Source organism: Nonomuraea sp. NPDC049421, assembly GCF_040677005.1.
GTDB lineage: Bacteria > Actinomycetota > Actinomycetes > Streptosporangiales > Streptosporangiaceae > Nonomuraea > Nonomuraea salmonea.
Window position 1 is genome coordinate 61,074 of the sequence record NZ_JBFAQA010000018.1, and the last position, 25,762, is coordinate 86,835.

General features: G+C 71.6%; 22 protein-coding genes. 11 read left to right on the forward strand and 11 right to left on the reverse strand.

Annotated features, from left to right (window positions below; genetic code table 11):
• Positions 1-74 precede the first annotated feature (74 nt).
• Positions 75-875 carry an N-acetylmuramoyl-L-alanine amidase gene (locus AB0K18_RS28245; RefSeq protein WP_364919853.1) on the forward strand — a complete coding sequence of 267 codons (801 nt, stop codon included), beginning with the start codon at positions 75-77 and terminating at the stop codon, positions 873-875.
• A 4-nt stretch (positions 876-879) separates the two neighbouring features.
• Here the strand turns inward: AB0K18_RS28245 and AB0K18_RS28250 are convergent, their stop codons facing one another.
• Positions 880-1,065 carry a hypothetical protein gene (locus tag AB0K18_RS28250; protein WP_345392058.1) on the reverse strand — a complete coding sequence of 62 codons (186 nt, stop codon included), beginning with the start codon at positions 1,063-1,065 and terminating at the stop codon, positions 880-882.
• Positions 1,066-1,282: 217 nt separating this feature from the next.
• Between AB0K18_RS28250 and AB0K18_RS28255 the strand changes: the two genes are divergently transcribed.
• Positions 1,283-2,101 carry an SAM-dependent methyltransferase gene (locus AB0K18_RS28255; protein ID WP_364919856.1) on the forward strand — a complete coding sequence of 273 codons (819 nt, stop codon included), beginning with the start codon at positions 1,283-1,285 and terminating at the stop codon, positions 2,099-2,101.
• On the opposite strand, the gene AB0K18_RS28260 is transcribed toward AB0K18_RS28255, so the two are convergent.
• Positions 2,091-3,248: an FAD-dependent monooxygenase gene (locus AB0K18_RS28260; RefSeq protein WP_364919859.1), complete on the reverse strand. Its 1,158-nt coding sequence runs from the start codon at positions 3,246-3,248 to the stop codon at positions 2,091-2,093. The genes AB0K18_RS28255 and AB0K18_RS28260 overlap by 11 nt on opposite strands.
• A gap of 66 nt (positions 3,249-3,314) precedes the next feature.
• On the reverse strand, positions 3,315-6,425 hold the full coding sequence (locus tag AB0K18_RS28265) for a BTAD domain-containing putative transcriptional regulator (RefSeq protein ID WP_364919862.1): 3,111 nt from the start codon (positions 6,423-6,425) through the stop codon (positions 3,315-3,317).
• A 150-nt stretch (positions 6,426-6,575) separates the two neighbouring features.
• Here AB0K18_RS28265 and AB0K18_RS28270 point away from each other — a divergent pair, with 150 nt between their 5' ends.
• On the forward strand, positions 6,576-7,154 hold the full coding sequence (locus AB0K18_RS28270; protein ID WP_364919865.1) for a TetR/AcrR family transcriptional regulator: 579 nt from the start codon (positions 6,576-6,578) through the stop codon (positions 7,152-7,154).
• 200 nt (positions 7,155-7,354) lie between these two features.
• Here AB0K18_RS28270 and AB0K18_RS28275 read toward each other — a convergent pair whose 3' ends face one another.
• The 5 genes from AB0K18_RS28275 to AB0K18_RS28295 are packed head-to-tail and all read right to left on the reverse strand — an operon-like array spanning position 7,355 to position 12,690.
• Complete coding sequence (locus AB0K18_RS28275) at positions 7,355-7,507, reverse strand: hypothetical protein (protein ID WP_364919868.1); 153 nt, start codon at positions 7,505-7,507, stop codon at positions 7,355-7,357.
• Positions 7,508-7,524: 17 nt separating this feature from the next.
• Complete coding sequence (locus AB0K18_RS28280; protein WP_364919871.1) at positions 7,525-9,570, reverse strand: sugar-binding domain-containing protein; 2,046 nt, start codon at positions 9,568-9,570, stop codon at positions 7,525-7,527.
• A 23-nt stretch (positions 9,571-9,593) separates the two neighbouring features.
• Positions 9,594-10,436 (reverse strand): carbohydrate ABC transporter permease, encoded by an 843-nt coding sequence (locus tag AB0K18_RS28285; protein WP_364919874.1) that lies wholly within the window; start codon positions 10,434-10,436, stop codon positions 9,594-9,596.
• Positions 10,433-11,323: a sugar ABC transporter permease gene (locus tag AB0K18_RS28290; RefSeq protein WP_364919877.1), complete on the reverse strand. Its 891-nt coding sequence runs from the start codon at positions 11,321-11,323 to the stop codon at positions 10,433-10,435. The genes AB0K18_RS28285 and AB0K18_RS28290 overlap by 4 nt, the downstream gene beginning before the upstream one ends.
• Entirely contained in the window at positions 11,320-12,690 is a 1,371-nt protein-coding gene (locus AB0K18_RS28295; RefSeq protein ID WP_364919880.1) for a substrate-binding domain-containing protein, read from the reverse strand. The genes AB0K18_RS28290 and AB0K18_RS28295 overlap by 4 nt, the downstream gene beginning before the upstream one ends.
• 137 nt (positions 12,691-12,827) lie before the next feature.
• Between AB0K18_RS28295 and AB0K18_RS28300 the strand changes: the two genes are divergently transcribed.
• Together AB0K18_RS28300 and rarD are read left to right on the forward strand one after the other, a co-directional pair.
• On the forward strand, positions 12,828-13,856 hold the full coding sequence (locus tag AB0K18_RS28300) for a LacI family DNA-binding transcriptional regulator (protein WP_364919882.1): 1,029 nt from the start codon (positions 12,828-12,830) through the stop codon (positions 13,854-13,856).
• Between the two features lie 35 nt (positions 13,857-13,891).
• Positions 13,892-14,857, forward strand: a complete 966-nt coding sequence (gene rarD / locus AB0K18_RS28305; RefSeq protein WP_364919885.1) for an EamA family transporter RarD — start codon at positions 13,892-13,894, stop codon at positions 14,855-14,857.
• Here the strand turns inward: rarD and AB0K18_RS28310 are convergent.
• Positions 14,748-15,617: a hypothetical protein gene (locus tag AB0K18_RS28310; RefSeq protein ID WP_364919887.1), complete on the reverse strand. Its 870-nt coding sequence runs from the start codon at positions 15,615-15,617 to the stop codon at positions 14,748-14,750. The genes rarD and AB0K18_RS28310 overlap by 110 nt on opposite strands.
• Positions 15,618-15,795: 178 nt before the next feature.
• Here AB0K18_RS28310 and AB0K18_RS28315 point away from each other — a divergent pair, with 178 nt between their 5' ends.
• Positions 15,796-18,138 carry a glycoside hydrolase family 2 protein gene (locus AB0K18_RS28315; protein WP_364919890.1) on the forward strand — a complete coding sequence of 781 codons (2,343 nt, stop codon included), beginning with the start codon at positions 15,796-15,798 and terminating at the stop codon, positions 18,136-18,138.
• Here AB0K18_RS28315 and AB0K18_RS28320 read toward each other — a convergent pair.
• Together AB0K18_RS28320 and AB0K18_RS28325 are read right to left on the reverse strand one after the other, a co-directional pair.
• On the reverse strand, positions 18,116-19,582 hold the full coding sequence (locus tag AB0K18_RS28320; RefSeq protein WP_364919894.1) for a long-chain fatty acid--CoA ligase: 1,467 nt from the start codon (positions 19,580-19,582) through the stop codon (positions 18,116-18,118). The genes AB0K18_RS28315 and AB0K18_RS28320 overlap by 23 nt on opposite strands.
• Positions 19,569-20,933, reverse strand: coding sequence for a helix-turn-helix domain-containing protein (locus AB0K18_RS28325; protein WP_364919897.1), 1,365 nt, complete (start codon positions 20,931-20,933; stop codon positions 19,569-19,571). Before AB0K18_RS28325 ends, AB0K18_RS28320 begins: the two co-directional genes overlap by 14 nt.
• A gap of 178 nt (positions 20,934-21,111) precedes the next feature.
• Between AB0K18_RS28325 and AB0K18_RS28330 the strand changes: the two genes are divergently transcribed.
• Genes AB0K18_RS28330 through AB0K18_RS28350 form a run of 5 tightly spaced genes read left to right on the forward strand, consistent with a single transcriptional unit; the run spans position 21,112 to position 25,761 of the window.
• On the forward strand, positions 21,112-21,885 hold the full coding sequence (locus tag AB0K18_RS28330; RefSeq protein WP_364919900.1) for an ABC transporter ATP-binding protein: 774 nt from the start codon (positions 21,112-21,114) through the stop codon (positions 21,883-21,885).
• Positions 21,882-22,598, forward strand: coding sequence for an ABC transporter ATP-binding protein (locus AB0K18_RS28335; RefSeq protein ID WP_364919903.1), 717 nt, complete (start codon positions 21,882-21,884; stop codon positions 22,596-22,598). Before AB0K18_RS28330 ends, AB0K18_RS28335 begins: the two co-directional genes overlap by 4 nt.
• Positions 22,599-22,601: 3 nt before the next feature.
• The gene (locus tag AB0K18_RS28340; RefSeq protein WP_364919906.1) at positions 22,602-23,483 is read left to right on the forward strand and encodes a branched-chain amino acid ABC transporter permease; all 882 of its coding nucleotides are present in this window, start codon (positions 22,602-22,604) and stop codon (positions 23,481-23,483) included.
• Positions 23,480-24,481, forward strand: coding sequence for a branched-chain amino acid ABC transporter permease (locus tag AB0K18_RS28345; protein ID WP_364561071.1), 1,002 nt, complete (start codon positions 23,480-23,482; stop codon positions 24,479-24,481). Before AB0K18_RS28340 ends, AB0K18_RS28345 begins: the two co-directional genes overlap by 4 nt.
• A 5-nt stretch (positions 24,482-24,486) precedes the next feature.
• Positions 24,487-25,761, forward strand: a complete 1,275-nt coding sequence (locus AB0K18_RS28350; RefSeq protein WP_364919909.1) for an ABC transporter substrate-binding protein — start codon at positions 24,487-24,489, stop codon at positions 25,759-25,761.
• The last annotated feature ends 1 nt before the right edge of the window (position 25,762 follow it).

Below are 25,762 nucleotides of genomic sequence, written 5' to 3' on the forward strand. Positions count from 1 at the left end.
CCACGTCACGACACGAAAGGCCAGGTCAGGGCGGGTCGTGGGTTTCTCAGGCAGGGCCGGGTACGGTCGTTGCCATGCGCGCCCACCTGACCGCGGCCCGGTCGATCAAGCTGCTGATCGCGCTGACCGGCCTGGCCGCCGGATGCGCCGAAGGCGCGGCGCCCGCCGTACGCGAGGCGGTGCCGGTCGCGTCGCCCACCACTGAGCCCGCCTCCGGCCCTCTGGCGGGGAAGATCGTGGTGATCGACCCGGGGCACAACGGCGGCAACGCCTCCCACCCCAAGGAGATCAACCGCCAGGTCGACGTCATCACCGGGCGCAAGCCCTGCAACACCACCGGCACCCAGACCGCCTCCGGCTTCCCCGAACACGCCTTCACCTGGGACGTCGCCACCAGGCTCAGGCCGATCCTGCAGCGCATGGGCGCCAAGGTCGTGCTCACCAGGCCCAACGACAAGGGCGTCGGCCCCTGCGTCACCGAGCGGGCCGCCATCGGCAACGAGGCCAGGGCCGACGCGGTGCTGTCCATCCACGGCGACGGCGCCGCGCCCAGCGGGCACGGCTTCCACGTGATCATGCCGGGCCTGCTCAAGGGCCACAACGACGCCGTGGTCAAACCGTCGCGCCGGCTCGGCATCGACGTGCGCGACGCCTTCCGCGAGGGCACCGGCATGCCGTACGCGAACTACACCGCCCGCAGGGGCCTGCAGACCCGCACCGACCTCGGCGGGCTCAACCTGTCGAAGCGGCCGGCGGTGTTCATCGAGTGCGGCAACATGCGTAACAAGGGCGACGCGGCCAAGATGACCGACCCCGCCTTCCGCGAGCGCATGGCGACCTCGCTGGCCGCCGGCATCGAACGTTTCCTGACCTGACCGGTCAGCCGTCACGGCACAGCGGGTCACCGCCCACCACGCAGGCGATGTCGTCGAGCCGGCAGCTCAGCAGGGTGCCGTCCATGCCGAGCACGAGCACGAGGTCGCGCTGGGACGGATGAGCCAGCACCACCCTGCCGACGACACCGTTGTCCAAGATCACGGTAGGGCGGCCTGCCGCGTTGTCCATGCCCTCGCGACTCCTCTCGGGTCCGGAACGAGCCCTCGCGCCGGACCCGTCCCCACCAGGATGCACAGGCTTGTGCCTCGAGCGCATCGGTCAGGCGGCGGTAATTACGTACGCGGAGGACAGTACCTTCACCACCGGCGTCCACACATGCCGGGTGCGAAAGCCAACCGGCGAGTAATATGACGGCCAAGCTGCCCGCGGTGAAGGAGACGGCCCTGTGACCGAGCTCGAACGGGTACCACCCGGCATCGACCCTTATGTCCCCAGCTCAGCGCGGGTCTATGATTACCTGCTCGGCGGCAAGGACAATCTGGGCGTGGACCGCGAGGTGGCCGAACGACTCCTCGCCGTCGCCCCCGACAGCCGCCTGGTCGCCCGCGCCAACCGGCAGTTCCAGGTCGAGGTGGTCCGGCAGCTGAGCGAGCAGGGCATCCACCAGTACATCGACCTCGGCACCGGCATCCCGACCTATCCGAACGTCCACGAGGTCGCCCGCAAGGCGCGCCCGGACATCCGGGCGATCTACGTCGACAACGATCCCGTCGTCCACATGCACGCCCAGGTGATGCTCACCGACTCGCCGGCCGTCGCCGGCGTGCACGCCGACCTGCGCAGGCCCGCCGACATCCTGGGCCACCCCGACGTTGTCGAGCTGATCGACTTCAACGAGCCGGTGTGCGTCCTGATGGTCGGCGTGCTGCACTTCGTCATGGACGAGGAGGACCCGGCCGGCATCGTGGCCGCCTTCAGGGATCGCATGGCGCCGGGCAGCCACCTGGTGATCTCGCACGCCATGGCCGACAGCGACCCCGAGGCCATCGCCCAGCTCGCGGCCGCGACGGCCGGCTCGCCCGCGCAGCCCAGGTTCCGCACGCGGGACGAGGTGCTGGCGCTGTTCGACGGGTTCGAGCTGATCGGGCCCGGGCTGGTGCCGGTCCAGGACTGGCACGTCGGCCCCGACGACGGCCGCATCCCCCTGCTGGACGCCCCGCCCAAGCTCCGCATCGAGGGCGCCGCCGGCCGCCTCACGGCATGACCTGCTCGTACGACCTGAGCTTGATGTCGGTGGCGAACTTGTCCGTCGCCTTCAGCATCAGGCCGAGCAGGAAGCCGTACTTGAAGGTCCAGTTGCGCAGGCGCATCTTGGCCGGGCTGCCCGGGGCGAGGAACGGGCCCGCGTTGCCGTTCTTGGCGATCTTGGCGTAGGGGCGGAACTGGCGCTCGTACTCGGCGAAGGCGGCCCGGTGGTCGCCGCCCGCCGCCGCCAGCTCGCCCGCCAGCACGTACGCGCCCACCACGGCCAGCCCGGTGCCGAAACCGCCCAGAGTGTTGCCGTACGCCGCGTCACCCAGCAACACCACCCGGCCCTGGCTGTAGCGGTCGATCCTGACCTGGCTGAGCGAGTCGAAGTAGACCTCGCGCGCGTCGCGTACCGCGTCCATGATCTCGGGGACCCGCCAGCCCATGCCGGCGTATGCCCGGTCGAGCAGCTTCTTCTGCTGTTCCACGTCGTAACGGTCGTACTCCAGCTGCTCCGAGGCGAACACGAAGAACGCCGGCGCCTTCGTCCCGCCCATCACCACCATCCGGCCGAGCTCGTTGTACATCTTCGCCGGGTTCCCGAAGTTCAGGCCGGTCTCCACCAGCGCGTAGTAATGGCCGAGGAACCGCACGAACTCCTCCTCGGGCCCGAACGCCAGCCTGCGCACGTTCGAGTGGATCCCGTCCGCGCCCACCACCAGGTCGAAGGTGCGCGGCGCCGCGCGTTCGAAGGTGACGTGCACGCCGTCCCTGGTCTCGGTGAGCGAGGTGATGGAGTCGCCGAAGACGTACTCGCAGGCGGGGGCGGTCCGCTCGTACAGCAGGCGCGACAGGTCGCCCCGGGTGATCTCGACGTCGCCGCCGCTGAACTCGCCGGGGATGACCGCCAGCTTCCGTCCGGCCGCGTCCACGATCTCCTGGTCGCTGCCGCCGGTCTGGAGCCGGCGCACGTCGTCGAGGATGCCCATGCGGCTCAGCACCGTACGGTGGGTGGCGCCCTTGAAGTCGACGGCCTGCCCGCCCAGCCGCAGCGACGGCGCCCGCTCGACGACGGTGACGGCGAATCCGTAGCGGATGAGCCAGTGAGCCAGTGCGGGTCCGGCGATGCTGGCGCCCGAAATGAGGACGTTGGTGTTTCGCATGCCCCCACGTTCGCGACTCCTGCTGACAACCCGCCGATCACTCGCTGACAGCCCGCTTCCGGGGTGTCAGCGACCCGGCGCCTTGAGCGCGGCCAGGGCGTCGGCCCTGGTCATGGCGGCGCCTTCGGCGTAGGCGGCGGCGAACGCCTCAGCGCCGAGGATCGCGCCGGCCTGCGCGGCGGTACGGGCCACGTCGCGGTCGCCCGCCACCGCCATGCCGCGCAACGCCACCGCGACCCCCAGCAACAACGCCGCCCGCTCCGCCGCCTCCTCGGTCGCGAGACCGCCCGCCAGGGCTTCTGTGGCGTCGGCCCAGTCGGAGGTCATGGGGGAGCTGAGGGCGGCGGTCAGGGCGTCGGTGTGCAGGGCGGCGGCGCGTTCGACGTCGCCGTGGGCCTCGGCGAGGCGGGCCAGGGCGGTGAGGACGTGGGAGCGGGTGCCGGCCGAGGTGAAGGCGCCGCTCTCGGAGCCGGCCAGCGCCGCCGACAGGAGTCGTTCCGCCTCGGCCAGGTCGCCCTCGTGGCGGGCGATGTCGCCGAGCTGGAGCTGCACCCAGGCGGTCAGCTCGGGGCGGCCGAGCCGCCGTTCCAGCTCGCCGGCGCGGGCGTAGTCGGCGCGGGCGGCGGCGACGTCACCGGCCCGCCACAGGGCGGCGGCCCGCCGGTTCAGTATGTCGGCCAGCTCGTCCAGCCCGCCCAGCTCCTCCAGCAGCCCGATCGCCTCCCGCCACAGCCGCCGGGCCCGCGCCCAGTCGCCGCGCCAGCCCGCGATCACCGCCAGCCAGTCGAGCGCCTGCGCCTTGCCCCACCGCTCGCCGAGCCGGCCGAAGGCGGCGAGCACCTGTTCCAGCTCGGGTTCGGCCTCGGCGGGCGCGCCGTTGAGCACCTTCATGAGGGCGGTGCCGAGGTCGCCGAGCGCCCGGCTCCACGGGTCGTGGCTGAGGGTCTCGCGGCGGCCGCGTTCCTCCTCGTCCTCGCCGGGCGGCCCGGCGATCATGCCCCAGAGGGCCACGCCGAACCGGTGCCGCATCGGCCGTCCCAGCGACCCGACGATCTTCCTGGCCCGCCGCCAGTGCGGGGACCCCGCGTCGGGGACGGCGTGCAGCACGGTCATCACGTACTCCTCCGCCAGCCCGTCCGGTGGCTCCGCGCCGACGCGGTCGAGCAGGCGTACGGCGTGCGGGGCGGCCTGTCCCCGCCGCCCGCTCAGCCACCAGTACATGGCCAGCGCCGCCGTCAGCCGCAGCCCGGTCGCCGGGTCGTGCTCGGTGCTCCACCGCAGCGCCGCCCGCAGGTTGGCGTCGTCGGCCGACAGCCGGGCCAGCCAGTCGAGCTGCTCGTCCCGGTAGAGGTGGTCGTCGGCGCGGCCGGCGAACTCCAGGAACCAGGCCGCGTGCGCCCGCCGTACCGCCGCCTCCTCGCCGGCCGCCGCCAGGCGTTCGAGGCAGAACAGGCGGATGGTGTCGAGCATCTGGTAGCGCCCGCCGTCGGTCTCGACCAGCGACTTGTCCACCAGCCCGGCCAGCACGTCCGCCCCGTCGGGGAAGCAGACCCGTTCGACGGCCTCCAGGGTCGCGCCGCCGCTGAACACCGACATCCTTCTGGCCAGGGTCTGCTCGTCGGCGTCCAGCAGGCTCCAGCTCCACTCGACGACCGCGTGGAGCGTACGGTGGCGGGCCGCCGCCGTACGGTCTCCGCGCGACAGCAGCCGGAACCGGCCGTGCTCGGCCAGCCGCTCGGCGATCTCCGCCACTCCGAACGTCCGCACCCTGGCGGCCGCCAGCTCGATCGCCAGCGGCAGCCCGTCCAACTCGGCGCAGATCCGCGCCACCACGTCCAGCGTCCGCGGGTCCAGGGCGCCGGGGCGCACCGCCGCCGCCCGTTCGGTGAACAGCCGGACCGCCGGGTACGCGAGCGGGTCCTGCTCCGCACCGGGCGGCGGGAAGGGCAGCGGGGTGAGCGGGACGAGGTGCTCGCCGGTGAGGCCGAGTGGCTCCCGGCTGGTGGCGAGGACGCGCAGGCCGGGGCAGTCGGCGAGCAGGCGGCGTACGAGCGTGGCGGCCTCGTCGATGACGTGCTCGCAGTTGTCCAGGACGAGCAGCAGGTCCCGCCCGGCGAGCGCGGCGACGAGCCGCTGCACGGGGTCGGGGCCGGCGTTGGACGGCCGCAGCGCCGGCTCCCGCAGCCCGAGGGCCTGCCACATCACCCGCGCCACCGCCGACCCCGGGTCCGGCTCACCGCCCACGGTCACCAGGGAGAGGTCGGCGAAGGCGGTGGTGGTGGTGACGCGGCGGGTGTGTTCGATGGCCAGGCGGGTCTTGCCGGTGCCGCCGGGGCCGACGACGGTGATCAGGCGAGCCTTCAAGGCCGCCAGGTGGGCCAGCTCGGCGTCGCGGCCGATGAAGCTGGTCAGTTGGGCCGGGGGGCGAATCAGAGACGTGGGGTTCTGGTGGCCGCGCAGGATCTCCAGATGGAGGGCCGCCAGCTCCGGCGAGGGGTCGGCGCCCAGCTCGTCGGCCAGGAGGCGGCGGCCCTCGTCGAAGACCTGCAGGGCCTCTGCCTGCCGGCCGGCGGCGTGGAGTGCGCGCATGAGAAGGGCGCGGGTTCGCTCCCTGAGGGGGTTGGCGGAGAGCAGGTCGCTCAGGCCCGTCACGGGCGGGGCGGCGCCGGGGAGGGAGAGTTCGGCCTCATGGAGGTCTTCTGCCGCCGACAGGCGCAGGTCGTCGAGTCTCCGGGCCTGGGCGGCGGCGAAGGGGGCGTCGGCGATGTCGGCGAAGGCGGGGCCGCGCCACAGGTCAAGGGCCTCGCGGAGGACGGTCGCGGCGGCGGCGTGACGGCCGGCCGCGAGCAGGGCGCGGCCGTCCCTGGCCAGGCGGTCGAAGCGGTGGACGTCCACGTCCTCGCGGTCCACGGTGAGCCGGTAGCCGGAGCCGTGGGACTCGATCAGGCCCCCTGGGAGGTTTCGGCGCAGCCGGGAGACCTGAGCCTGGACGGCGTTGGCCGCGCCCGACGGAGGGTGGTCGCCGTACTGGCCGTCGATGAGGCGTTCGAGGGGGACCAGGCGGCCGGCGTCGAGGAGCAGCAGGGCCAGCAGCGCGCGCGGGCGGGGGCCGCCGATGGCGACGGGCTCGCCGGCGACGGTCCGTATGTCGAGGGGACCCAGTACGCGGAACTGCACCCTGCCGATTGTCCCCCAAGCGCCGGACGCCGGTCGCATCGCCAAAAGGGGAGGCGGTGTGCGGGTCAAGATCTTTTTGAGGCAGAATGATCTTGTGCGAGCCCTCTCCGCAGCGGGGGCTCGCACGCCTCCCGGTAGGCTGACCGCACTATGGACCCCACGCCCGGGCTGCGCGAACGCAAGAAGGCCGAGACTCGCCAGGCCGTCCACGAGGCGGCGTTGCGGCTGGTGGTCGAGCACGGCCTCGACGCGGTCACGGTCGAGTCCATCGCCGACGCGGCCAACATCTCACGCCGGACGTTCTCCAACTACTTCGCCGGCAAGGAGGACGCGCTGCTCTACGGCGAGGAGCAGCGCATGGGCGCCCTCGTCGAGCGGGTACGCGCCCAGCCGCCCGGCATGACCGCCTGGCAGGCGCTGCGGGTCTCGATCGAGGAGCTGCAGGAGGAGCTGGGGGAGCCGGAGCGCGAATGGGCGCTGCGCACCCGCCTCGCCCGGCGGCATCCGTCCCTGCTGGCCCGGCAGCTCGCCAACCACGCCGGTCTGGAGAGCGACCTCGCCGCGGCCGTCGCGGGGCGGCCGGGTGACGTGCCTGGGCGGGTGCTGGCGGCGGCGTTCCTGGTGGCGTTGCGGCTGGCGTCCCATGTGTGGACCGAGGAGGGTGAGGCCCGCACGTTGCGTGAGGTCATCGGCGAGACCCTCGACCAGATGGCCGGTCCGTTCGGCTGACGTCGGGGGCGAGCAGGAACCACGGCTCCCAGATGCCGTGCCCGATGGTGTTCGGCAGGCCGCTGGTCCGCGTGCAGTTCGACAGGTACGTCCACGAGGCGTGCGCGGCACCTCGTACAGGACGGGAGCGCCGGGCGCCCAGCCGGGCGTGTTGGAGGTGACGGTCGAGATGGGGCTGGCGGACCAGGTGCGCCCGCCGTCTAGCTCGCGTCCCCCTGGGGGAACGTGGCCAGGTCGGGCGAGTGGAGCGCCTGGCCGGCCGGGGCCGCCGAGGCGGGGCCGGCCAGTGCTCCGAGGCAGGTGGCGATGAGGGCTGACGCGGTCACGATCCGTGCGGGGGGTGTCAGCCGCACGTGCTTACTCTCCTTGGCTAGGACTGGCGGTTGTCTCCGATGACGGGAGCTGTGTGGGTGTCGACATCCACGGCGGAGCGGGCCACCACGACGCCGTCGCTGACGAGGGCCAGGTGCAGCCGCCCGCTGGTCCAGCCGTCCGGCAGCGCGGCGGTGACCTCGGCGGGGCCGCTGAGCAGGAACGGCTTGGCCTCGATCCACGGCCCCTCGGCTCCGAAGGCGCCGGGATCGGCGGGCGGCACGCCGAGGACGGGCGTCCAGGCGGTGTGCAGGTGGCCGTTGACCGGCTCGGCGCCGTGGTGCGAGACGCGGACGGGCACGCTGACCCGCCCCGACGCGCTGAGCAGGTCGCGGCCCGGTGCGACGGGGACGACGTCGAGGACGAGCGTGGTCGTGGCGTTCACGTCGGACGGCCGCACACCGCCGAGGTCCTTGGCGCGGCGCTCGTAGTCGAGCAGGCCGGCCATCTCGTGCTCGATGTCGTACAGCTCGGTGTAGACGTAGCCGGCCATCCGGTCGTGGCGGCGCAGCTCCTGGGTCTGCCAGCGCAGCTGCCAGCCCCGCTCGACGGAGGTGAAGCCGGTGCCGTACTCGCTGTTGAGGTTGGGCAGGCCGCGCAGCGGCTGGTCCGGGACGCCGGCCAGCTTCTTGCGCACGACGTAGTCGGGGCCGAGCTTGACGGGGAAGTCGTCCTGCTCGCCGTCCAGCAGCGCGGCGACGGTCCTGCCCCAGGAGGCGGCGGACTCGTCGTAGTAGTGCCAGTCGAGCAGGTCGGTCCTGACGTGGGTCCAGCCGGAGTTGTCCACCGCGGGCCGGCTCGGGTCGAGGGCCTTGACCAGGTCGTACGCCCGCGCCACCGCCTCCTGCTTGGCGGGGTCGCCGGGGATGTCCCAGTCGAGGCCCCACTCCTCGTTGTACAGGCCCCAGATGACGATCGCCGGCGAGTTGCCGTCGCGCTCGACCATGGGCGCGATCTGCTCCTCGAACGCCGCCACGGACGCCTCGGTGAACGTCCCCGTCGCGGCCGGTTCGGCCCACACCAGGATGCCGAGCCGGTCGGCGTGGTGGACGAAGCGCGGGTCCTCCAGCTTGAGGTGCTTGCGCACGAGGTTGTAGCCCGCCTCGGCGGCCAGTTCGAGGTCGCGGAGGAGGGCGGCGTCGTCCGGCGGGGTGATCCCCGTACGCGGCCAGTAGCCCTGGTCGAGCACCCCGCGTACGAACAGGCGGCGCCCGTTCAGATGGAGGTCCTCGCCGATGACCTCGATGCGCCGCAGCCCGGTGTAGGCGGCGACGGTGTCGGCGCCGGCGGCGGAGGTGAGTGCGGCGTCCACGTGGTAGAGGTGCGGGTCCTCGGGGGACCACAGGCGCGGCTCTGCCACGGGCAGCACCGCCTCGGCCCGCCCGCCGGAGACCGGCACCTCGACGCTCGTGTCCGTGCCGCGCAGCGTCAGCCGCAGCAGGGCCCCCTCCGCCGGCCCTCCCACAGTGGCCACGACCGCGATGCCGTCGAGACCCTCAGTAGGCCGCAGCCGCAGCCCGGCCAGGTACGTCGCGGGCCGCGCCTCCAGCCACACGCTCTGCCAGATGCCGGACGACGGGGTGAAGCAGACACCGTCGAAGTCGTCGCGCGGGACGCTGCGCTGCTTGCCGTGCGCGATCTCCCGCTTGTCGAGCGGCGCGGAGACCCGGACCACGACCTCCTGCGCGCCGGCACCGCTCAGCGCGCCGGTGATGTCGGCCTCGAACGGCGTGTAACCGCCCCGATGGCTGACCACCTCGGTGCCGTTCACCCAGACCGTGGCCTCGTGCTGCACCGCGCCGAAGTGCAGCACCACGCGCTGCCCCGACCACTCGGACGGGACGGTGAAGCGGCGGCGGTACCAGGCGAGGGGCAGCCAGTGCGCCTCGATCCCCGACGCGGGCGTCTCCCAGGCGAAGGGCACGGTGATGGTGGCGGTCCAGTCCGGCTCGGTGTCGGCCCGGAACTCCCACTCGCCGTTCAGGCTCGACCAGGAGTGCGACCGGTCGAAGTGGGGGCGGGGATATTCCGCACGCGGCGTCATGGTTCTCCGTTTCATGTGTGGGGTCAGCCCTTGACGCTGCCCGCGAGGATGCCGTTGATGAAGTGGCGCTGCAGCAGGACGAAGATCACCAGCAGCGGCAGCAGCGCGATGCTGCCGGCGGCGAGCAGCTCGCCCCAGACGGTGGCGAAGTCGGCGCCGATGCGGTTGCCGGTGACGTTCTGCGCCAGCGTGGACAGCACCACCTGCAACGTCTGGTGTGCGGTGTCGTTGACGGCGACGACCGGCCAGACGAAGTCGTTGTAGATGTTCATGGTGGTCAGCACCGCCAGCGCGGCGAGGCCAGGCCGGATGACCGGCAGCACGACCCGCCAGAAGATGCCGAACTCGCCGGCGCCGTCCACCCGCCCCGCGTCGATCAGCTCGTTCGGGATGGCGGCGATGGTCTGCCGCATCCAGAAGATGCTGAACGCGTCCACGCTGCCCGGCAGGATCAGCGCCTGGTAGGTGTTCACCCAGCCCAGCGCGCTCATCTCCAGCAGCAGCGGGATGATCAGCACCAGCGTCGGCAGCATCAGCGTCAGCAGCACCACGCCGAACAGCAGGTTCTTGAACGGGAAGTCGTACTTGGCGAAGGCGTAGCCGGCCAGCGGGCAGAAGAACATCGTCATCGCGCCCTTGACCGCCAGCACCAGCCCCGTGTTGGCGAAGCCGGTGCCGATGGGCACGTCGGCGAACATCGCCCGGTAGTTGTCCAGGGTGAGCTCGCCGAGCGACAGCGGGCTCGTGATGATCTCGGCCGCCGGTTTCAGCGATGAGCTGACCGCCCACCAGATGGGGTAGAGGAACGCGATCGCGAGCAGCGTCAGCACCGCGTACTGGACGATGCCCGGCCTGTTCTGCGTCATGACACCTCGTCTTTCGGGCGCAGCAGCCTGACCGAGATCAGCGACAGGCCGAAGACCAGCAGGACCAGCAGGAACGAGTTCGCCGCGCCGGTGCCGAGGTCGGAGGCCGTGATGTGGTCGTAGAGGTAGAGCCCGGCGGTCGTGGTGGAGCCGTACGGGCCGCCCTCGGTCACCACGTACGGCTCGGAGAACATCTGGAAGACCGCCAGCGTCTGGATGACGACGAGGAACGCCATGCTCCGCCGCACCAGCGGCAGCGTGATCGACCAGAACTGCCGCCAGCGGGAGGCGCCGTCGAGCGAGGCGGCCTCGTACACGCCGCCCGGCACGGCCTGCAGCCCCGCGAGCAGGATGATGATCGCGAACCCGGTCGTCTTCCACAGGAACAGCAGCGCCAGCGTCGGCTTCGACCACGTGGTGGAGGTGAGCCAGCCGACGTCGGGCAGCCCGACCAGGTTGAGCAGGTAGTTGACCAGGCCGTAGTCCTGGTCGAACACCACGATCCAGACCTGCGCCATGGCCACCAGCGGGGTCACGAACGGCGCGATGAACGCCACCCGGAAGAACCCGCGCAGCCGCAGCTTGGCGTTGGCCAGCAGCACCGCGCCGCCGAGGCCCGCCACGACCTGGATCGGCACGATGAGCAGCCACATGACGGCGCTGTTGCCGAGCGAGGCCCAGAAGTCGGGGCTGGTCAGCAGGTAGAGGTAGTTGTCCAGGCCGACCCAGCGCGCCGCGCCCGCACCCCGCCAGCGCATGAAGCTGAGCTGCAGCGCGTAGATCAGCGGGTAGACCCCGAACGCGGCGAAGACCACGAAGAACGGGGCGATGAACAGATACGGCGACAGCCGGGCGGGCCGCCGGAGACCACGGGTGAGACTCGTCATGAGCGGTCGATGAGGTTGCGCTGGATCTTCTCCGCCGAGTCGGAGATCACCTGGTCGGGCGTCATCTTGCCGTCGATCAGGCGCTGCATGTTGTTGCCCAGGTAGTCCACCGACTGCGCCCACCACCACGGGATCGGCGCGGCGGCCGGGATGGTGGCGGCGGCGTCCACGGCGACCTTCCACAGGTCCTGACCGCCGAGCGCCTCGATGGGCTGGAACAGCGGCTTGGCCGGGTCGAGCGCGGGCTGGTAACTCGGGATCGAGGTGGACAGGCCGCCGGGGTAGACGTCGTTGGGGCCGTAGACGGCGGTGTAGCCGGGCTCCTTGAAACACAGGAACTCGTACAGCAGCCAGGCCAGCTCAGGGTTCTTGGCCTTGGCGGGGATGACGAAGCTGCTGCCGCCCATCGCGCCGCTGCGCGCGCCGCCCGGCGTCCAGGCGGGCAGGGGCGCGGCCCGCCACCTGCCCTTGGTGTTCTTCAGCAGTTGCTGCGGCGCGAACGACCACCAGATCGCCCACGGCACGAACACCTGCTGGCCGTTGTCGAGCGTGTTGACGTCGGCCGGCTCCAGGTAGGGCGCGTGGGTGACGAGTCCGTCCTTGACCGCCGTGTCGATCCAGCCGAAGATCCGCCGGTACTCCTCGGAGTCGAGGCGCAGCCTGCCCTGCGCGTCGGTGAGGCTGGTGCCCTGCTGGTTGGCCAGCATCTCCAGCCAGAGCTGGCTGAGGAACGGCGTCTTCTCCAGGTGGATGGGCTTGGTCCTGGGGTCCTTCTCCTTGACCGTCCTGGCCGCGGCGAGCAGGTCGTCGTACGTCGCGAGGCCCGCCGGGTCGACGCCCGCGTCCTCCAGGATGTCCTCGCGGTACCACAGCAGGCCGGGGTCGAGGTCCCACGGGACGCCGTAGATCTTGCCGTCCACGGTGTTCACCGACAGCTTGTACGCCGACGTCTGGTCCTTGTACGGCGCGATGAGGTCCGTCAGGTCGAAGAGGTGCTCGGCCTGCCCGCCGATCTTGGCGTCGTCCCAGAAGCTGCCGTCGGGCACGTCGGTGCCGCTGATGAGGGTGTTGGCGAGCTTGGCGTCGATGTCCACGGCCTGGTGGTCGACCTTGACGTCCGGGTACGCCTTGCGGAACTCGCCGATCGCCGCGTCGAACACCTTGAACAGATCGCCCGACCGGTTCCAGATGGTGATCTCGCCCTTGGCGGCCGAGGCGGCGGCGGTGGGCTTGGTGAGCTTGCTGGGCTCGGCGCCGGTCCCGCCGGGGGCGGCGCAGGCGGCGGCGAGCGAGCCGGTGGCGGCGAGGGCCCCGATGCCCAGGGCTCCCTTGAGAAAACCGCGGCGGCCAATGGGGGATGGGGGCATCTTCGACTCCTAGCCGGACGGGATCAGACGGTGTGAGGGCTCTGCAACGATGCAGACATCATGCATACTCGTCTGCAACGATGCAAGAGCGGGTTTAGGATCTACCCAACTGAGAGCGCGGGAGGTATAGGAGACGCATGGCCGGTCCAACCTTGCGTGACGTCGCCAAGCGGGCGAACGTGTCGATCCGCACGGTGTCCAACGTGGTGAACGGTTACGCGCCGGTCTCCGACGAGCTGCGCGCCCGGGTGCAGACCGTGCTCGACGAGCTCGGCTACCGTCCCAACCTCATCGCCCGCAACCTCAAGCAGGGCCGCACCGGGATGATCGCGCTCGTCGTGCCCGAGCTCGACGTGCCCTACTTCGCCGAGCTGGCCCGCGAGATCATCACCGCCGCCCGCGCCCGCGGCTACGTCGTCATGATCGACCAGACCGACGGCGACGGCGACAGGGAGCGCGAGCTGCTCGGTCGCGACTCGCGCGCCACGCTCTTCGACGGCCTGCTGATCAGCCCCATCTCCGTCACCGCCGAGGAGTTGCGCGGCAGGGCCAACAAGGTGCCGATCGTGCTGCTCGGCGAGCACATCTTCAACGGCAGCCTGCCCCACGTCGCCATCGACAACGTCGCCGCCGCCCGCGAGGCCACCGACCACCTGCTCGGCCTCGGCCGGCGCCGGGTGGCCGCCATCGGCGACCAGCCGTACGCGACCGGTGAGACCGCCCAGCTCCGCACCACCGGCTACCGGCAGGCGCTGGCCCGCGCCGGCATCGAGGTGGACGAGACGCTCATCGTCTCCACGCCGCACTTCCACCGGCGGCTCGGCGCCGAGGCCGTGCAGCGCCTCATCGCCCTGCCGGAGCCGCCCGACGCCGTCCTCTGCTACAACGACCTGCTCGCCCTCGGCGCGATCAGGGCGCTGACCAGGGCGGGGTGGCGGGTACCCGACGACGTCGCGGTGGTGGGCATCGACGACATCGAGGAGGGCCAGTACAGCACGCCCAGCCTCACCACCATCGCCCCAGACAAGGGCGAGCTGGCCAGGCGGGCGGTGGACGCGCTGCTGGAGACGATCACCGCGGCCGAGTCGTCGGGCCCGCCGCCCGAGATCGTGGTGCCGCACCGGCTGATCGTCCGCGAGAGCACGGCGGGGGAGCAGCCGACCTGATCGGCCGTTCTGATCGGACGACGTAAGGTTGGGTGATGCCCGTCGCTCGTCAAGGTCTCCTGCTCGGCGCGGCGGCGTACGTGCTGTGGGGCCTGTCCGTGCTCTACTGGCCGCTGGTCGAGCCCACCGGCGCCATCGAGATCCTCGCCCTGCGCGTGCTCTTCTCGCCCATCGCGGTCGGCCTGCTGCTGCTCGCCATGGGCCGGGCGAAGAGGGTGGCCGAGATCCTGCGCAAGCCCCGCGAGCTGGGCCTGCTCACCCTCGCCGGGGTGCTCACCTCGGCCAACTGGGCGCTGTTCATCTGGGCCAGCACCAACGGCCACGTGGTGGACGCCTCGCTCGGCTACTTCATCACCCCGCTGGTCAGCGTCGCGCTCGGCGTGGCCGTCCTGCGCGAGCGGCTGCGGCCTGGCCAGTGGGCGGCCATCGGGCTCGGCGCCGGAGCCGTCGCCGTGCTCACCGCCGCGTACGGCGGCCTGCCCTGGATCGCGCTGGGCCTCGCCGCCACCTTCGGCCTGTACGGGCTGATCAAGAAGCACCTCGACGTGGGCGCCGTCGAGGGGCTGATGGTGGAGACCGCGGTGCTGTTCCCGTTCGCCGCGGTCTACACGATCGTGCTGCAGACCTCGGGGCAGGCCACGTTCGGCCACGTGTCGCTCGGCAACACCCTGCTCGGCGTCGGCTCGGGGTTCGTCATGATGGCGCCGATGCTGCTGTTCAACGCGGCGGCCACGCGGGTCCCGCTCAGCGTGGTCGGCATGCTGCAGTTCATCGAGCCGATCGTGCAGTTCCTCCTCGGCGTGCTGGTGTTCCGTGAGGTGATGCCGGCGGTCAGGTGGGCGGCGTTCGCCCTGCTGTGGGCCGCGCTCGCCATGCTGACCGCCGAAGGCGTCAGACGACGGAGTCGGGCTGGCGCCGGGGCTCGTCGAGCTCCACCGCGCTCCGCTCGATCATCTCGAACTGCGTCATCAGCCGTTCGAGATCAGGGGGAGACACCGTGAACGTGTCGTACACCGCCTCGCCCGCCGCCGTGTAGCTCAGCTCGTGGCCGCAGGTGCCGTCCCACACGCCGCTGATCACCCGCATCGCCGGCGGGAGCCGGTCCACGTGCACCCTGCGCACCCGTACGCCGGCGGCGGCCTGCTCGCGCGCCAGCGCCTCCAACTCCTCGCTCCACTCGTGGTAGATGAAGACCCGGCGGATCGTCACGCCCCGCGCCAGCGCGTCGAGCTGGGCCTGCCAATACTGCCGGCCGACCGGCTCGCGCCACCAGGTGAGGTCCACCGAGGGCACGCTGGTGGCGCACATGGTGGCCTTGGTCTGCTCGATCAGCCGCTGGAAGACCGCGTTGTCGCCGTACGGCGCGCGGAAGTGGCCGCGTTCGAGGTCGGCCAGCGTGCGCAGGCAGTCCTCGAACGCCACCCGGCACGCGTCGGCCGCCGGGGTGTCCGCGTACTCGCGCTCCACGTGCTTGGCCGCCCGCAGCATCGGCACCATCAGGTCGGGCAGCCACGGGATCTTCTCGATGGTCGCCACCATCTGCCCCACCCGCGTCTCGTGGTCGATCCTGCGCTTCTCCCGCAGCAGGGTCTGCACCTGTAACGTGATCACGCCGCCGATGAGCCCCGCCACCATGCCCAGCCCCTGCGCGGTGTCCTCCCGGACGTAGAAGATCACGCCGAGCAGGACCGACAGCGCGGTGCCGATGACCAGGACGGGGTCGAGTGCGAACGTCGGCTGCTTCTTCGCGCGTCTCGTCATATGGGTCTCCCGGGAGGATGGGCGCATCAGAGTCCCCGAGTACTTACCCCGTTTGTGATCTGTCCTCGCTCACCATGCCGTCAGGGAACCGGTTAATCTCACCATCCCACCCGTTGACGGCCCTGAGGCTCCCACGTAGAGTCGCGTGGGCTTATTCGGTTTAGTAGGGAGAAAACACGTGTTCCGTGCGCTGCACGACGGCTGGACCCTCCGCGCAGACGGCGAACGTGACCTCGCCGGCATCCCGGCGGCCGTGCCGGGCAGCGTGCACACCGACCTGCTCGCCGCCGGGCTCATCGACGACCCCTACCGCGACGACAACGAGCGGCGGCTGGGCTGGATCGGGCGTACGGACTGGATCTACGAGACCGCCTTCGACTGGCACGACGACGGGGAAGAGCGGGCCGACCTCGTCTGCGAAGGGCTCGACACGGTCGCCACCGTGCTGCTCAACGGCCACGAGCTGGGCGGCACCGCCAACATGCACCGCACCTACCGCTTCGCCGTCCGCGACCTGCTGCGCGACGGCCGCAACACGCTGAAGGCGCGCTTCCGCGCCCCCTACGCCTACGCCGAGGAGCAGCAGGCCAGGCACGGCGACCGGCCGGCCGCCTACGACGAGCCGTACGCGTTCATCAGGAAGATGGCCTGCAACTTCGGCTGGGACTGGGGGCCCACGCTGGTGACCAGCGGCATCTGGCGGCCCATCGGCCTGCACTCCTGGTCGGGCGCGCGCCTCGCCGAGGTGCGGCCGCTGGTGCGCGGCGACGGGGTCGACGTGCACGTGCGCGTCGAACGTACCGGCGAGGCGCCCGTCACCGTCACCGCCGAGGTGGCGGGCGTGACCGTGGAGGCCAAGCTGGAGCAGGGCGAGAGCGAGGCGGTGCTGCGCCTCGACGTGCCGCACGCCGAGCGGTGGTGGCCGCGCGGCCACGGCGCGCAGCCGCTCTACCCGCTGACCGTACGGACCGGCTCCGACCAGTGGCGGCGCGAGATCGGCTTCCGCACGGTCGAGCTGGACACCGACGCGTTCCGGCTGATCGTCAACGGCCGGCCGGTGTTCGTACGCGGCTTCAACTGGATCCCCGACGACTGCTTCCCCGCCCGCGTCACCCCCGACCGCCTGGCCGAACGCGTCGATCAGGCCGTCGCGGCCGGCGCCAACACGCTGCGGGTGTGGGGCGGCGGCGTCTACGAGTCCGACGCCTTCTACGACCTCGCCGACCGCCTCGGCCTGCTGGTGTGGCAGGACTTCCCGTTCGCCTGCTCCGCCTACCCCGAGGAGGAGCCGTTCCGCTCCGAGGTCGAGGCCGAGGCGCGTGACAACGTGGCCAGGCTGTCGGCCCACCCGAGCCTCGTGCTGTGGTGCGGCAACAACGAGAACATCGAGGGCCACCAGCACTGGGACTGGCGCGAGCGGCTGGCCGGCAGGAGCTGGGGCGCCGCGTTCTACTACGACCTGCTGCCTTCGGTGGTCTCCGAGCTCGACCCGACCCGCCCCTACTGGCCGGGCAGCCCCTACTCGGGCAGCCCCGACCGCGACGTCCGCGACCCCTCGACCGGCACCGTGCACATCTGGACGGTTTGGGGCGGCGGGCTCGACTACGTGCATTACGCCGACTACACGCCCCGCTTCGTCGCCGAGTTCGGCTACCAGGGGCCGCCGACGTACGCCACGCTGCGGGCCGGCTCCTCCGACGAGCCGCTGACCCCCGGCTCCTCGCACCAGAAAGCGCCAGGCGGGCAGGACAAGCTGCTGGCCGGGCTGGGCGAGCACCTGCCGCGCCCCGAGACGTTCGACGACTGGCACTACTACACCCAGCTCAACCAGGCCCGCGCGATGACGTTCGGGGTCGAGCGGTTCCGTGCGCTGATGCCGTACTGCATGGGCACGATCGTCTGGCAGCTCAACGACTGCTGGCCGGTCACCTCGTGGGCCGCCGTGGACGGCGGCGGCCGCAGGAAACCCCTCTGGTACGCGCTGCGCCGCTCCTACGCCGACCGCCTCATCACCCGGCTCGGCGACGAGGTGGTCCTGGTCAACGACACCGATGACACCTGGTCCTGCACCCTCACCCTGGCCCTGCGCGACCTGACGGGCCGGGCCCTGGCCGCCCAGACCGACCAGGTGGAGGTCCCCGCCCGCAGCACCCTGCGCCTCGCCCCGCCCCAGGGTCCGGAGGCCGCCCTGCTGACCGCCGAACTGGACGGCCACCGGGCGCTGTTCACCACCGCCGAGGACCCGGCCATGAACTACCCCCCGGCCGACTACACGGCGACCGTGACCCCGGAGGAGGGCGGCCACGCGGTCACCATCACAGCGAGGACGATCCTGCGCGACCTGGCCCTCTTCCCCGACCGCCTCGACCCGGCGGCCACGGTGGACGACCAGCTCGTCACGCTGCTCCCCGGCGAGAGCGTCACCTTCCACGTCACGGGCGACGTGGACCCGGAGGCTCTGACGTCGTACCCGGTGCTGCGCTGCGTCAACGAGAGCGTCAGGGGGTCAGCGCGCGTTTGAGGATCTTGCCCGTCGGGCTCATCGGGAGTTCGTCGACGAAGGTCAGGCGGCGGGGATACTTGTACGCCGCCACCCGCTCCCGTACGAAGTCGCGCAGCTCGTCCCCGTCCACAGGGGTGCGCAGAGCCACCACGGCGGCGATCTCCTCGCCCAGTTCCGGGTGCGGCACCCCGACCACGGCGGCCTGGCGGACGGCCGGGTGTTCGTACAGGACCTCCTCGATCTCGCGCGGGTAGACCGTGTAGCCGCCGCGGATGATGACGTCGCGGCGGCGGTCCACCAGGAAGAAGTAGCCGTCGGTGTCCACCCGGCCGAGGTCGCCGGTGTGGAACCAGCCGTCGCGGACGGCCTCGGCGGTGGCCGCCGGGTCGTTCCAGTAGCCCTTCATGACGTTGGGGCCGCGGACCACGATCTCGCCGATCTCGCCGCTCGGCACCTCGCGGCCGTCCTCGTCCACGACCTTCATCTCGACGTCCCTGATGGGCCAGCCGATCGAGCCGGGCCTGCGGTGGTGGCCGCCGCGGTTGGTGGCGGCGACGGGGGAGGTCTCGCTGAGGCCGTAGCCCTCGATGATCTCGCAGCCGAAGCGGGTCTCGTACGCGCGCAGCACGTCGAGCGGCAGCGCCGCACCGCCCGAGGCGCAGACCCGCAGCATCGACATGTCGGAGGCGCCCGGATGGTCGAGCAGCGCGATGAACATGGTGGGCACGCCCTGGAAGACGGTCACCCCGTCGCGCCTGATCACCTCCAGGGCCCGGCCCGGGTCGAAGCGGTTGAGCAGGGTGAGGCGGGCCCCGGCGTGCACGGTGGCGTTGAGCGAGCAGGTCTGGCCGAAGGTGTGGTAGAGCGGCAGCGCGCCGAGCACGACGTCGTCCACGCCGAGCGCGTGCATGCGGGCCACGGTGGCGGCGTTGCCGCCGAGGTTGCCGTGGGTCAGCTCGATGCCCTTGGGCCGGCCGGTGGTGCCTGAGGTGTAGTGGATGACGGCGGTGTCATCGGGCGCGGCCGGGGCGATCGAGGGCTCGGCGGCGACGCGGCGCAGCAGCCGGCGGAACTCGCCCGGCACCACGAAGAAGCAGTCGGCCTTGGTGCCGGCGGAGCCCGCTTCGGCCGTCTCGGCGAAGGCGTGCCAGGCGATGAGCAGCCTGGCCCCGCAGTCCCCCAGGTACGCGGCGATCTCCCGCCGTTTCAGCAGCGGGTCGAGCGGCACCACCACCGCCCCGGTCCGCAGCACCCCGAAGTAGACGACGCCGAACTCCGGCACGTTCGGCAGCATGATGGCGACCCGGTCGCCCGGGCCGATGCCGCGGCACCGCAGCAGGCCCGCCAGCCGGGCGCTCAGCTCCTCCAGCGCCCCGTACGTCAGCTCCGCCTCGTCCAGCGTGAGAACCGCCCGGCCGCCCAGCCGGTGGGCGGCGGCGTGGAGCCGGTCAGCGAGGTTCATGCAAAGACCGTACGTCGGCTCTCCCACGCCCCTCATTGGTCGCGGCACCCAGTCTTTCCCGCCCGGCATTGGTGGGAAGCGCATCGTGCAGCGCGATGGCGACGAGCAGCTCCAGGAGATCGTTGATCGAGCGCAGGCTCCGCCCGGTGCGCTCCTGGATGCGGCGCAGCCGGTATTGGGCGGTGTTGGGGTGGATCTGCAGCCGTTCGGCGGCGACCCGCAGGTTGAGGTCGGCTCCGGCGAACGCCCTGATCGTGGCGGTGAGCACGCCGCCGCGCGCACGGTCCTCCGACAGCAGCGCGGTGATGCGCCGGTCGACGAGGTGGCGGGCGGTGTCGTCGGCCTTCAGCGCGAGATATTGGAACGGCGTGATCCTGGGCAGCGCGGCCACGCCGCCGTCCTCGGGCACGAAGTCCAGCACCGCCCGCGCCTCCTGGTACGCCTGCGGGATCTCAGCGGTGCCCGCCGCGACCGTGCTGATGCCCATGGCCAGCCTGACGCCCTCGGCGGCCAGGCTCTCGCGGACGCCCTGGAGCCGGTCGCACAGCTCCTCCGCGTCCACGCCGGGACCGAGCACGGGGATGGCGACGATCTCCGACTGGCGGACGACCGACAGCGTACGGGTGCCGTTCCCGCCGGTCCGCGCGATGGCCGCGCAGGCCGCGTGCCGGGCGTCGGCGCCCTGGTCGGGCCCGGTCGCGACGGGGGCGGCCGGCCCGGCCAGCACGGCGATCACCACGAGCAGCGGCGTGCGCGCGTCGGGGGCGAGGCCGTGCGCCTGCGCGGCGGCCAGCTCCCTGCCGCGCGTCGGGACGGCGCCGGTCAGCAGCGTCTCCAGCAGGTCGCGGCTCTCGCGCACCGCCTCGGCCGCCGCGTACTGCTGGAACTCCATGTACGCGTTGGCCGCGTGCGTGCTGGCGAAGTCGCAGTAGCGCATCAGCGGGGCGGCCAGCGTCAGGGCGGCCTCGCGCCCGGCGTACGCGTGCCCGGCCCGCTCGACCACGGCCTCCCAGAAGACCTGCTGCCCGACCCTGAACGCGTTGATGTAGTCGGCCAGCGCCACCCCCGCCCTGGCCCGGCGCATCGCGGCCCGCCGGGTGAAGGTGATGTCCTCCAGCGTGACCGTGCGGTCCTCCAACAGCACGCCCAGCTTGGCACGGTAGTGCTTGACCACCTGGTCGCGAACGTCGGCATGGAAGGCCGGGCCCTGGGCCTCGTAGGCGGGGATCTCCTCGCGCATCGTCGCCACGGCGACGTCGGCGAGCGCGGGCAGATCGCTGAGCAGCTCGGAGAGTATGCGTGTGCGTTCCGCGCGTACGGCGGCTTCCACGGTGCTCGAACCGGTGGACATGCCGGGATGATCCATGGCCTGCGGCGGGCGGTCAACGGGTCGTAACCGGGATGAGACCCACGCTGTGCTCAGAAGACAACTCGCCGGAAACATCTTGGGTCACCGTGCCCAATGCGGCCCCTGACGAGCGGCTCCTACGCTGAGGCCAACTTCAGAACATTGTTCTCCAGGAGGCCGGATGCTGGAGGTACACGATCTTACCGTTCGCTTCGGCGGCATCACCGCGCTGGACGGCGTGGGGTTCGGGGTCGCGGGCGGGGAGATGGTGGGGCTCATCGGGCCGAACGGCGCCGGCAAGACCACCCTGTTCAACTGCCTGACCCGCCGCTACGACCCGGACGAGGGGACCGTCACGTACGAGGGCGCCGACCTGACCGCGCTGGCCCCGCACGCCATCGCCAGGCTCGGCATCGCGCGCACGTTCCAGAACCTGGGCCTGTTCCCGCGCCTGTCGGTCCGCGACAACGTGCTGGTCGGCGCGCATCACCGGGGCCGCGCCGGCTTCCTGTCCGCCGGGCTCCGGCTGCCCGGCGTGCGGCGTGAGGAGCGGGAGCTGCGGGACGACGCTGACGCGGTGCTGGACCGGCTGAACCTGTCCGAGGTGGCCGGGCATCCGGCGGCGGGGCTGCCGTTCGGCACGCTGAAACGGGTCGAGCTGGCCCGCGCGCTCATCGCCAGGCCCCGGCTGCTGCTGCTCGACGAGCCGGTCAACGGCCTGAACGCGGCCGAGGTGGAGGAGTTCGCCGGCACGCTCGCGGCGATCCGCGGCGAGTACGACCTGACGGTGATCGTGGTCGAGCACCACATGGGGTTCGTCATGGGCACCTGCGAGCGCATCGTCTGCCTCGACTTCGGCCGCAAGATCGCCGAAGGGCCGCCCGAGGAGGTCCAGCGCGATGCCGGCGTCATCGAGGCGTACCTGGGGACCTCGGGAGAGGAGGCGGGCGCGTGAGCGACCTCGTGGTGGACGGCCTCGTCGCCGGCTACGGCGACGCCCGGGTGCTGCACGGCGTGCGCTTCACCGTACGGCAGGGGGAGGTCTGCGCGATTCTCGGCCCGAACGGCGCCGGCAAGACCACCCTGCTCAGAGCCCTGTCGGGGATGGTCAAGGCGCGCGGGAAGATCACGCTCGGCGACGCCGACCTGACCGGGCGGCCGCCCGACGCCGTGGCCAGGCTCGGCGTGGCCCACGTGCCCGAGGGGCGCGGCACGTTCATGCCGCTGACCGTCGAGGAGAACCTGCGGCTCGGCGCGTTCGTCCGCCGCGACCGCGCCTCCGTCGCCCGAGACCTCGACCGCATCTACACCTACTTCCCGGTGCTGAAGACCAGGCTCAAGCAGGCCGCCGGCAGCCTGAGTGGCGGTGAGCAGCAGATGCTGGCCATCGGCAGGGCGCTCATGCTGCGCCCCAGGGTGCTGCTGCTCGACGAGCCGTCGCTCGGCCTGGCCCCGCTGGTCACCCGGGAGCTGTTCCGCATCGTGCAGACCATCAACGCAGAGGAGCAGACCACCGTGGTCGTCGTCGAGCAGAACGCCCACCTCGCTCTCGGCATAGCCCAGCAGGCGCACGTCCTGGAGACCGGGCGGATCGTGCTGTCCGGCACGGCCGCGCAGATCAGGGCGGACGAGCAGGTCGCGCAGTCCTACCTCGGGTACCGGGTGTAGCCGATGGCCGGATTCCTGCAGCAGGTCGTCGAGGGGCTCGGCGCGGGCGCCATCTACGCCAGCCTGGCGCTGGCCCTGGTGCTGATCTACCAGTTCACCGGGATCGTGAACTTCGCCCAGGGCGAGCTGGCCATGTTCTCCACGTACATCGCCTGGCAGTGCGTGGCGGCCGGGCTGCCGTTCTGGCTGGCGCTGGTGCTGACGCTGGCGGTGTCGTTCGCGGGCGGGATGCTCATCGAACGGGTGATCATCAGGCCCGTCGAGGGCGCGCCCGAGCTGACCCTCGTCATCGTCACCGTCGGGCTGTTCATCTTCGTCAACGCGGCGGCCGGATGGATCTGGACTTTCCTCATCAAGGACTTCCCCAACCCGTTCCCGGGCGGCGCGCTGGAGGCGGCCGGGGTCAGCGTGAACTTCTCCACGCTGGGCGTGCTCGGCGTGGTGGCGCTCACCATGGGGCTGCTGTACCTGCTCTTCCAGCACACCAAGATCGGGCTCGGCATGCGCGCGGTGGCGAGCAACCCCGCCTCGGCGAAGCTGGTCGGCATCAGGGTCGGCTGGACGCTCGCGCTCGGCTGGGGCCTGGCCGCCACCGTCGGCGCGATCTCCGGGGTGCTGGTCGCGCCGCTGCTGTTCCTGGAGCCCAACATGATGGGCGGCGTCCTCATCTACGCGTTCGCGGCGGCCACGCTCGGCGGCTTCGACAGCCCGGTCGGCGCGGTCGTCGGCGGGCTGATCGTGGGCGTCGCCGAGACGCTCGCCGGGGCGTACGTCGGCGTCATCGGGTCCGACCTCAAGGTGGGGGTGCCCCTGGTGATCATCCTCGGCGTGCTGCTGCTGCGGCCTCAGGGACTGTTCGGGCGAGCGGTGGTGGAGCGCGCATGATCCAGATCAAGGAAGCCTCTCCCCGGGCGCCCGTACGGGCGCGGCGCGCCCCCGACCCGCGCTGGCGGTGGGCCGGGCTCGCGCTGCTGCTCGCCGCCGCCGTCTACGCGCCCTTCCAGCTCGCGCCCTTCCACGTCTTCCAGCTCACGATGGTGCTCATCTACAGCGTGGCGCTGCTCGGGCTCAACCTGCTCGTCGGGCACGCCGGGCAGATCTCGCTCGGGCACGGCGCGTTCTTCGCCGTCGGCGCGTACGCGGGCGCCATCATGCTCGACCGCTACGACCTGCCGTACCCGCTGACCCTGCCCATCGCGGCGGCCGTGGCGTTCGTGATCGGCCTCGCGCTCGGCGTGCCGGCGATGCGGCTGCGCGGCCTCTACCTCGCGCTCGTCACCCTCGCCATCGCGATCTTCCTGGTGCCGCTGCTCAAGCGGTTCGAGGAGCTGACCGGCGGGTCCATGGGGCTGACGCTGGCCAAGCCGGCGCCGCCCGCGTGGAGCGGCCTGGCCGAGGACCAGTGGCTGTACTTCCTCACCCTCGTCGTCGCCGTCGTCGCCTTCCTGGTGGCGGCGGGGCTGCTGCGGTCGCGGGTGGGGCGGGCGCTGCACGCCGTCCGCGACAACGAGACGGCGGCCGAGGTCATGGGCGTGCGGCTGTCGTCGTACAAGACGCTCGCGTTCGCCTGGAGCGCCATGTACGCCGGCGCCGCCGGATGCGTCTACACGTGGGTGATCGGCTTCGTCTCGCCTGACTCGTTCACCGTGAACCTGTCGATCACCCTGCTGGCCGGCCTGGTCGTCGGAGGGCTCGGCTCCCTGTCGGGACCCGTGCTCGGCGGGCTGTTCGTGATGTTCGTGCCGAGCATCTCGCAGGACGTCAACGACGCCGCGCCCGGCGTCATCTTCGGCCTGCTGATCATCGCGGTCATGTACGTGGCCCCGACGGGGCTCGCCGGTCTGGCCGGGCGCCTGCTCAAGAAGATTCCCCGGAAGGAGTAAGAGGGATGCGACGAGTATCTGCGATCGGCGGTGCGGCGCTGCTCCTGCTCGCCGTCGCCGCCTGCGGGGGGCGGGACGGCGGCGGCGGCACCACCGGTACGGCGGCCACCGGCCAGTGCCAGGGGCAGCAGACCACCGGCATCACCGACACCAGCATCAAGCTGGGCGGCATCTACCCGCTGTCCGGCCCCGCCTCCGCCTACGGGGACATCCCCAAGGGCATCAAGGCCTACTTCGACTACGTCAACGCCGAGAAGAACGGCATCGGCGGGCGCAAGGTCGAGTTCGTCGTCCGCGACGACGGCTACCAGCCGCCCAAGGCCGTGGAGGAGGCCCGCAGGCTGGTCGAGCAGGAGCAGGTGTTCGCCCTGTTCCAGACGCTCGGCACCCCCTCGACCGCGGCCACCTGGGACTACACCAACCAGCGCAAGGTGCCGCAGATCTTCGTGGCCACCGGCGCCTCCCAGTGGGGCACCGACACCGCCCACCCGTGGACGATCGGCTGGCAGCCCAACTACATCTCCGAGGCCCGCGTCTACGCCGCGTACCTGAAGAAGGAGAAGCCGCAGGCCAAGGTCGCCGTCCTCTACCAGAACGACGACTTCGGCAAGGACCTGCTCGGCGGGTTCAAGCGGGCCATCGAGGGCACGCAGGTGCAGGTCGTCGCCGAGCAGAGCTACGAGGTGACCGACCCCAGCGTGGACCCGCAGATGCGGAACCTCGCCGAGTCGGAGGCCGACGTGCTCCTCAACGTCACCACGCCCAAGTTCGGCTCGCAGGCGCTGGCCGCCGACGCCAAGAACACCAAGTGGAACCCGCTGCACATCGTCAACAACGTGGCCGCCTCGATCACCGTGCTCAAGCCGGTCGGCTTCGAGAACGTGCAGGGCGTCGTGTCCTCCACCTACTACAAGGACCCGAACGACCCCACGTGGGAGAGCGACCCAGAGATGATGCTCTACAAGGAGAAGATGAAGCAGTACGCGCCGGGCGCCGACGTGAACGTGCCGTACCACACCTTCGGCTGGGCCGTCGCGAGCAGCTTCCACAAGGCGATGGAGGCCGCGCCCTGCCCGACCCGCGAGGGGCTGCGTGACTCCGTGCGCGACCTCAAGGGCGTCAAGGTCGACATGCTGCTGCCCGGCGTCACCCTCGACACCGCCGCCGACGACGGGTTCCCCATCGAGTCGATGCAGCTCATGCAGTTCAAGGGCGAGCGGTGGGAGCTGTTCGGCGAGGTGATCGACACCCGCGCCGAGTTCGGCCCCCTGACCGGCTGAC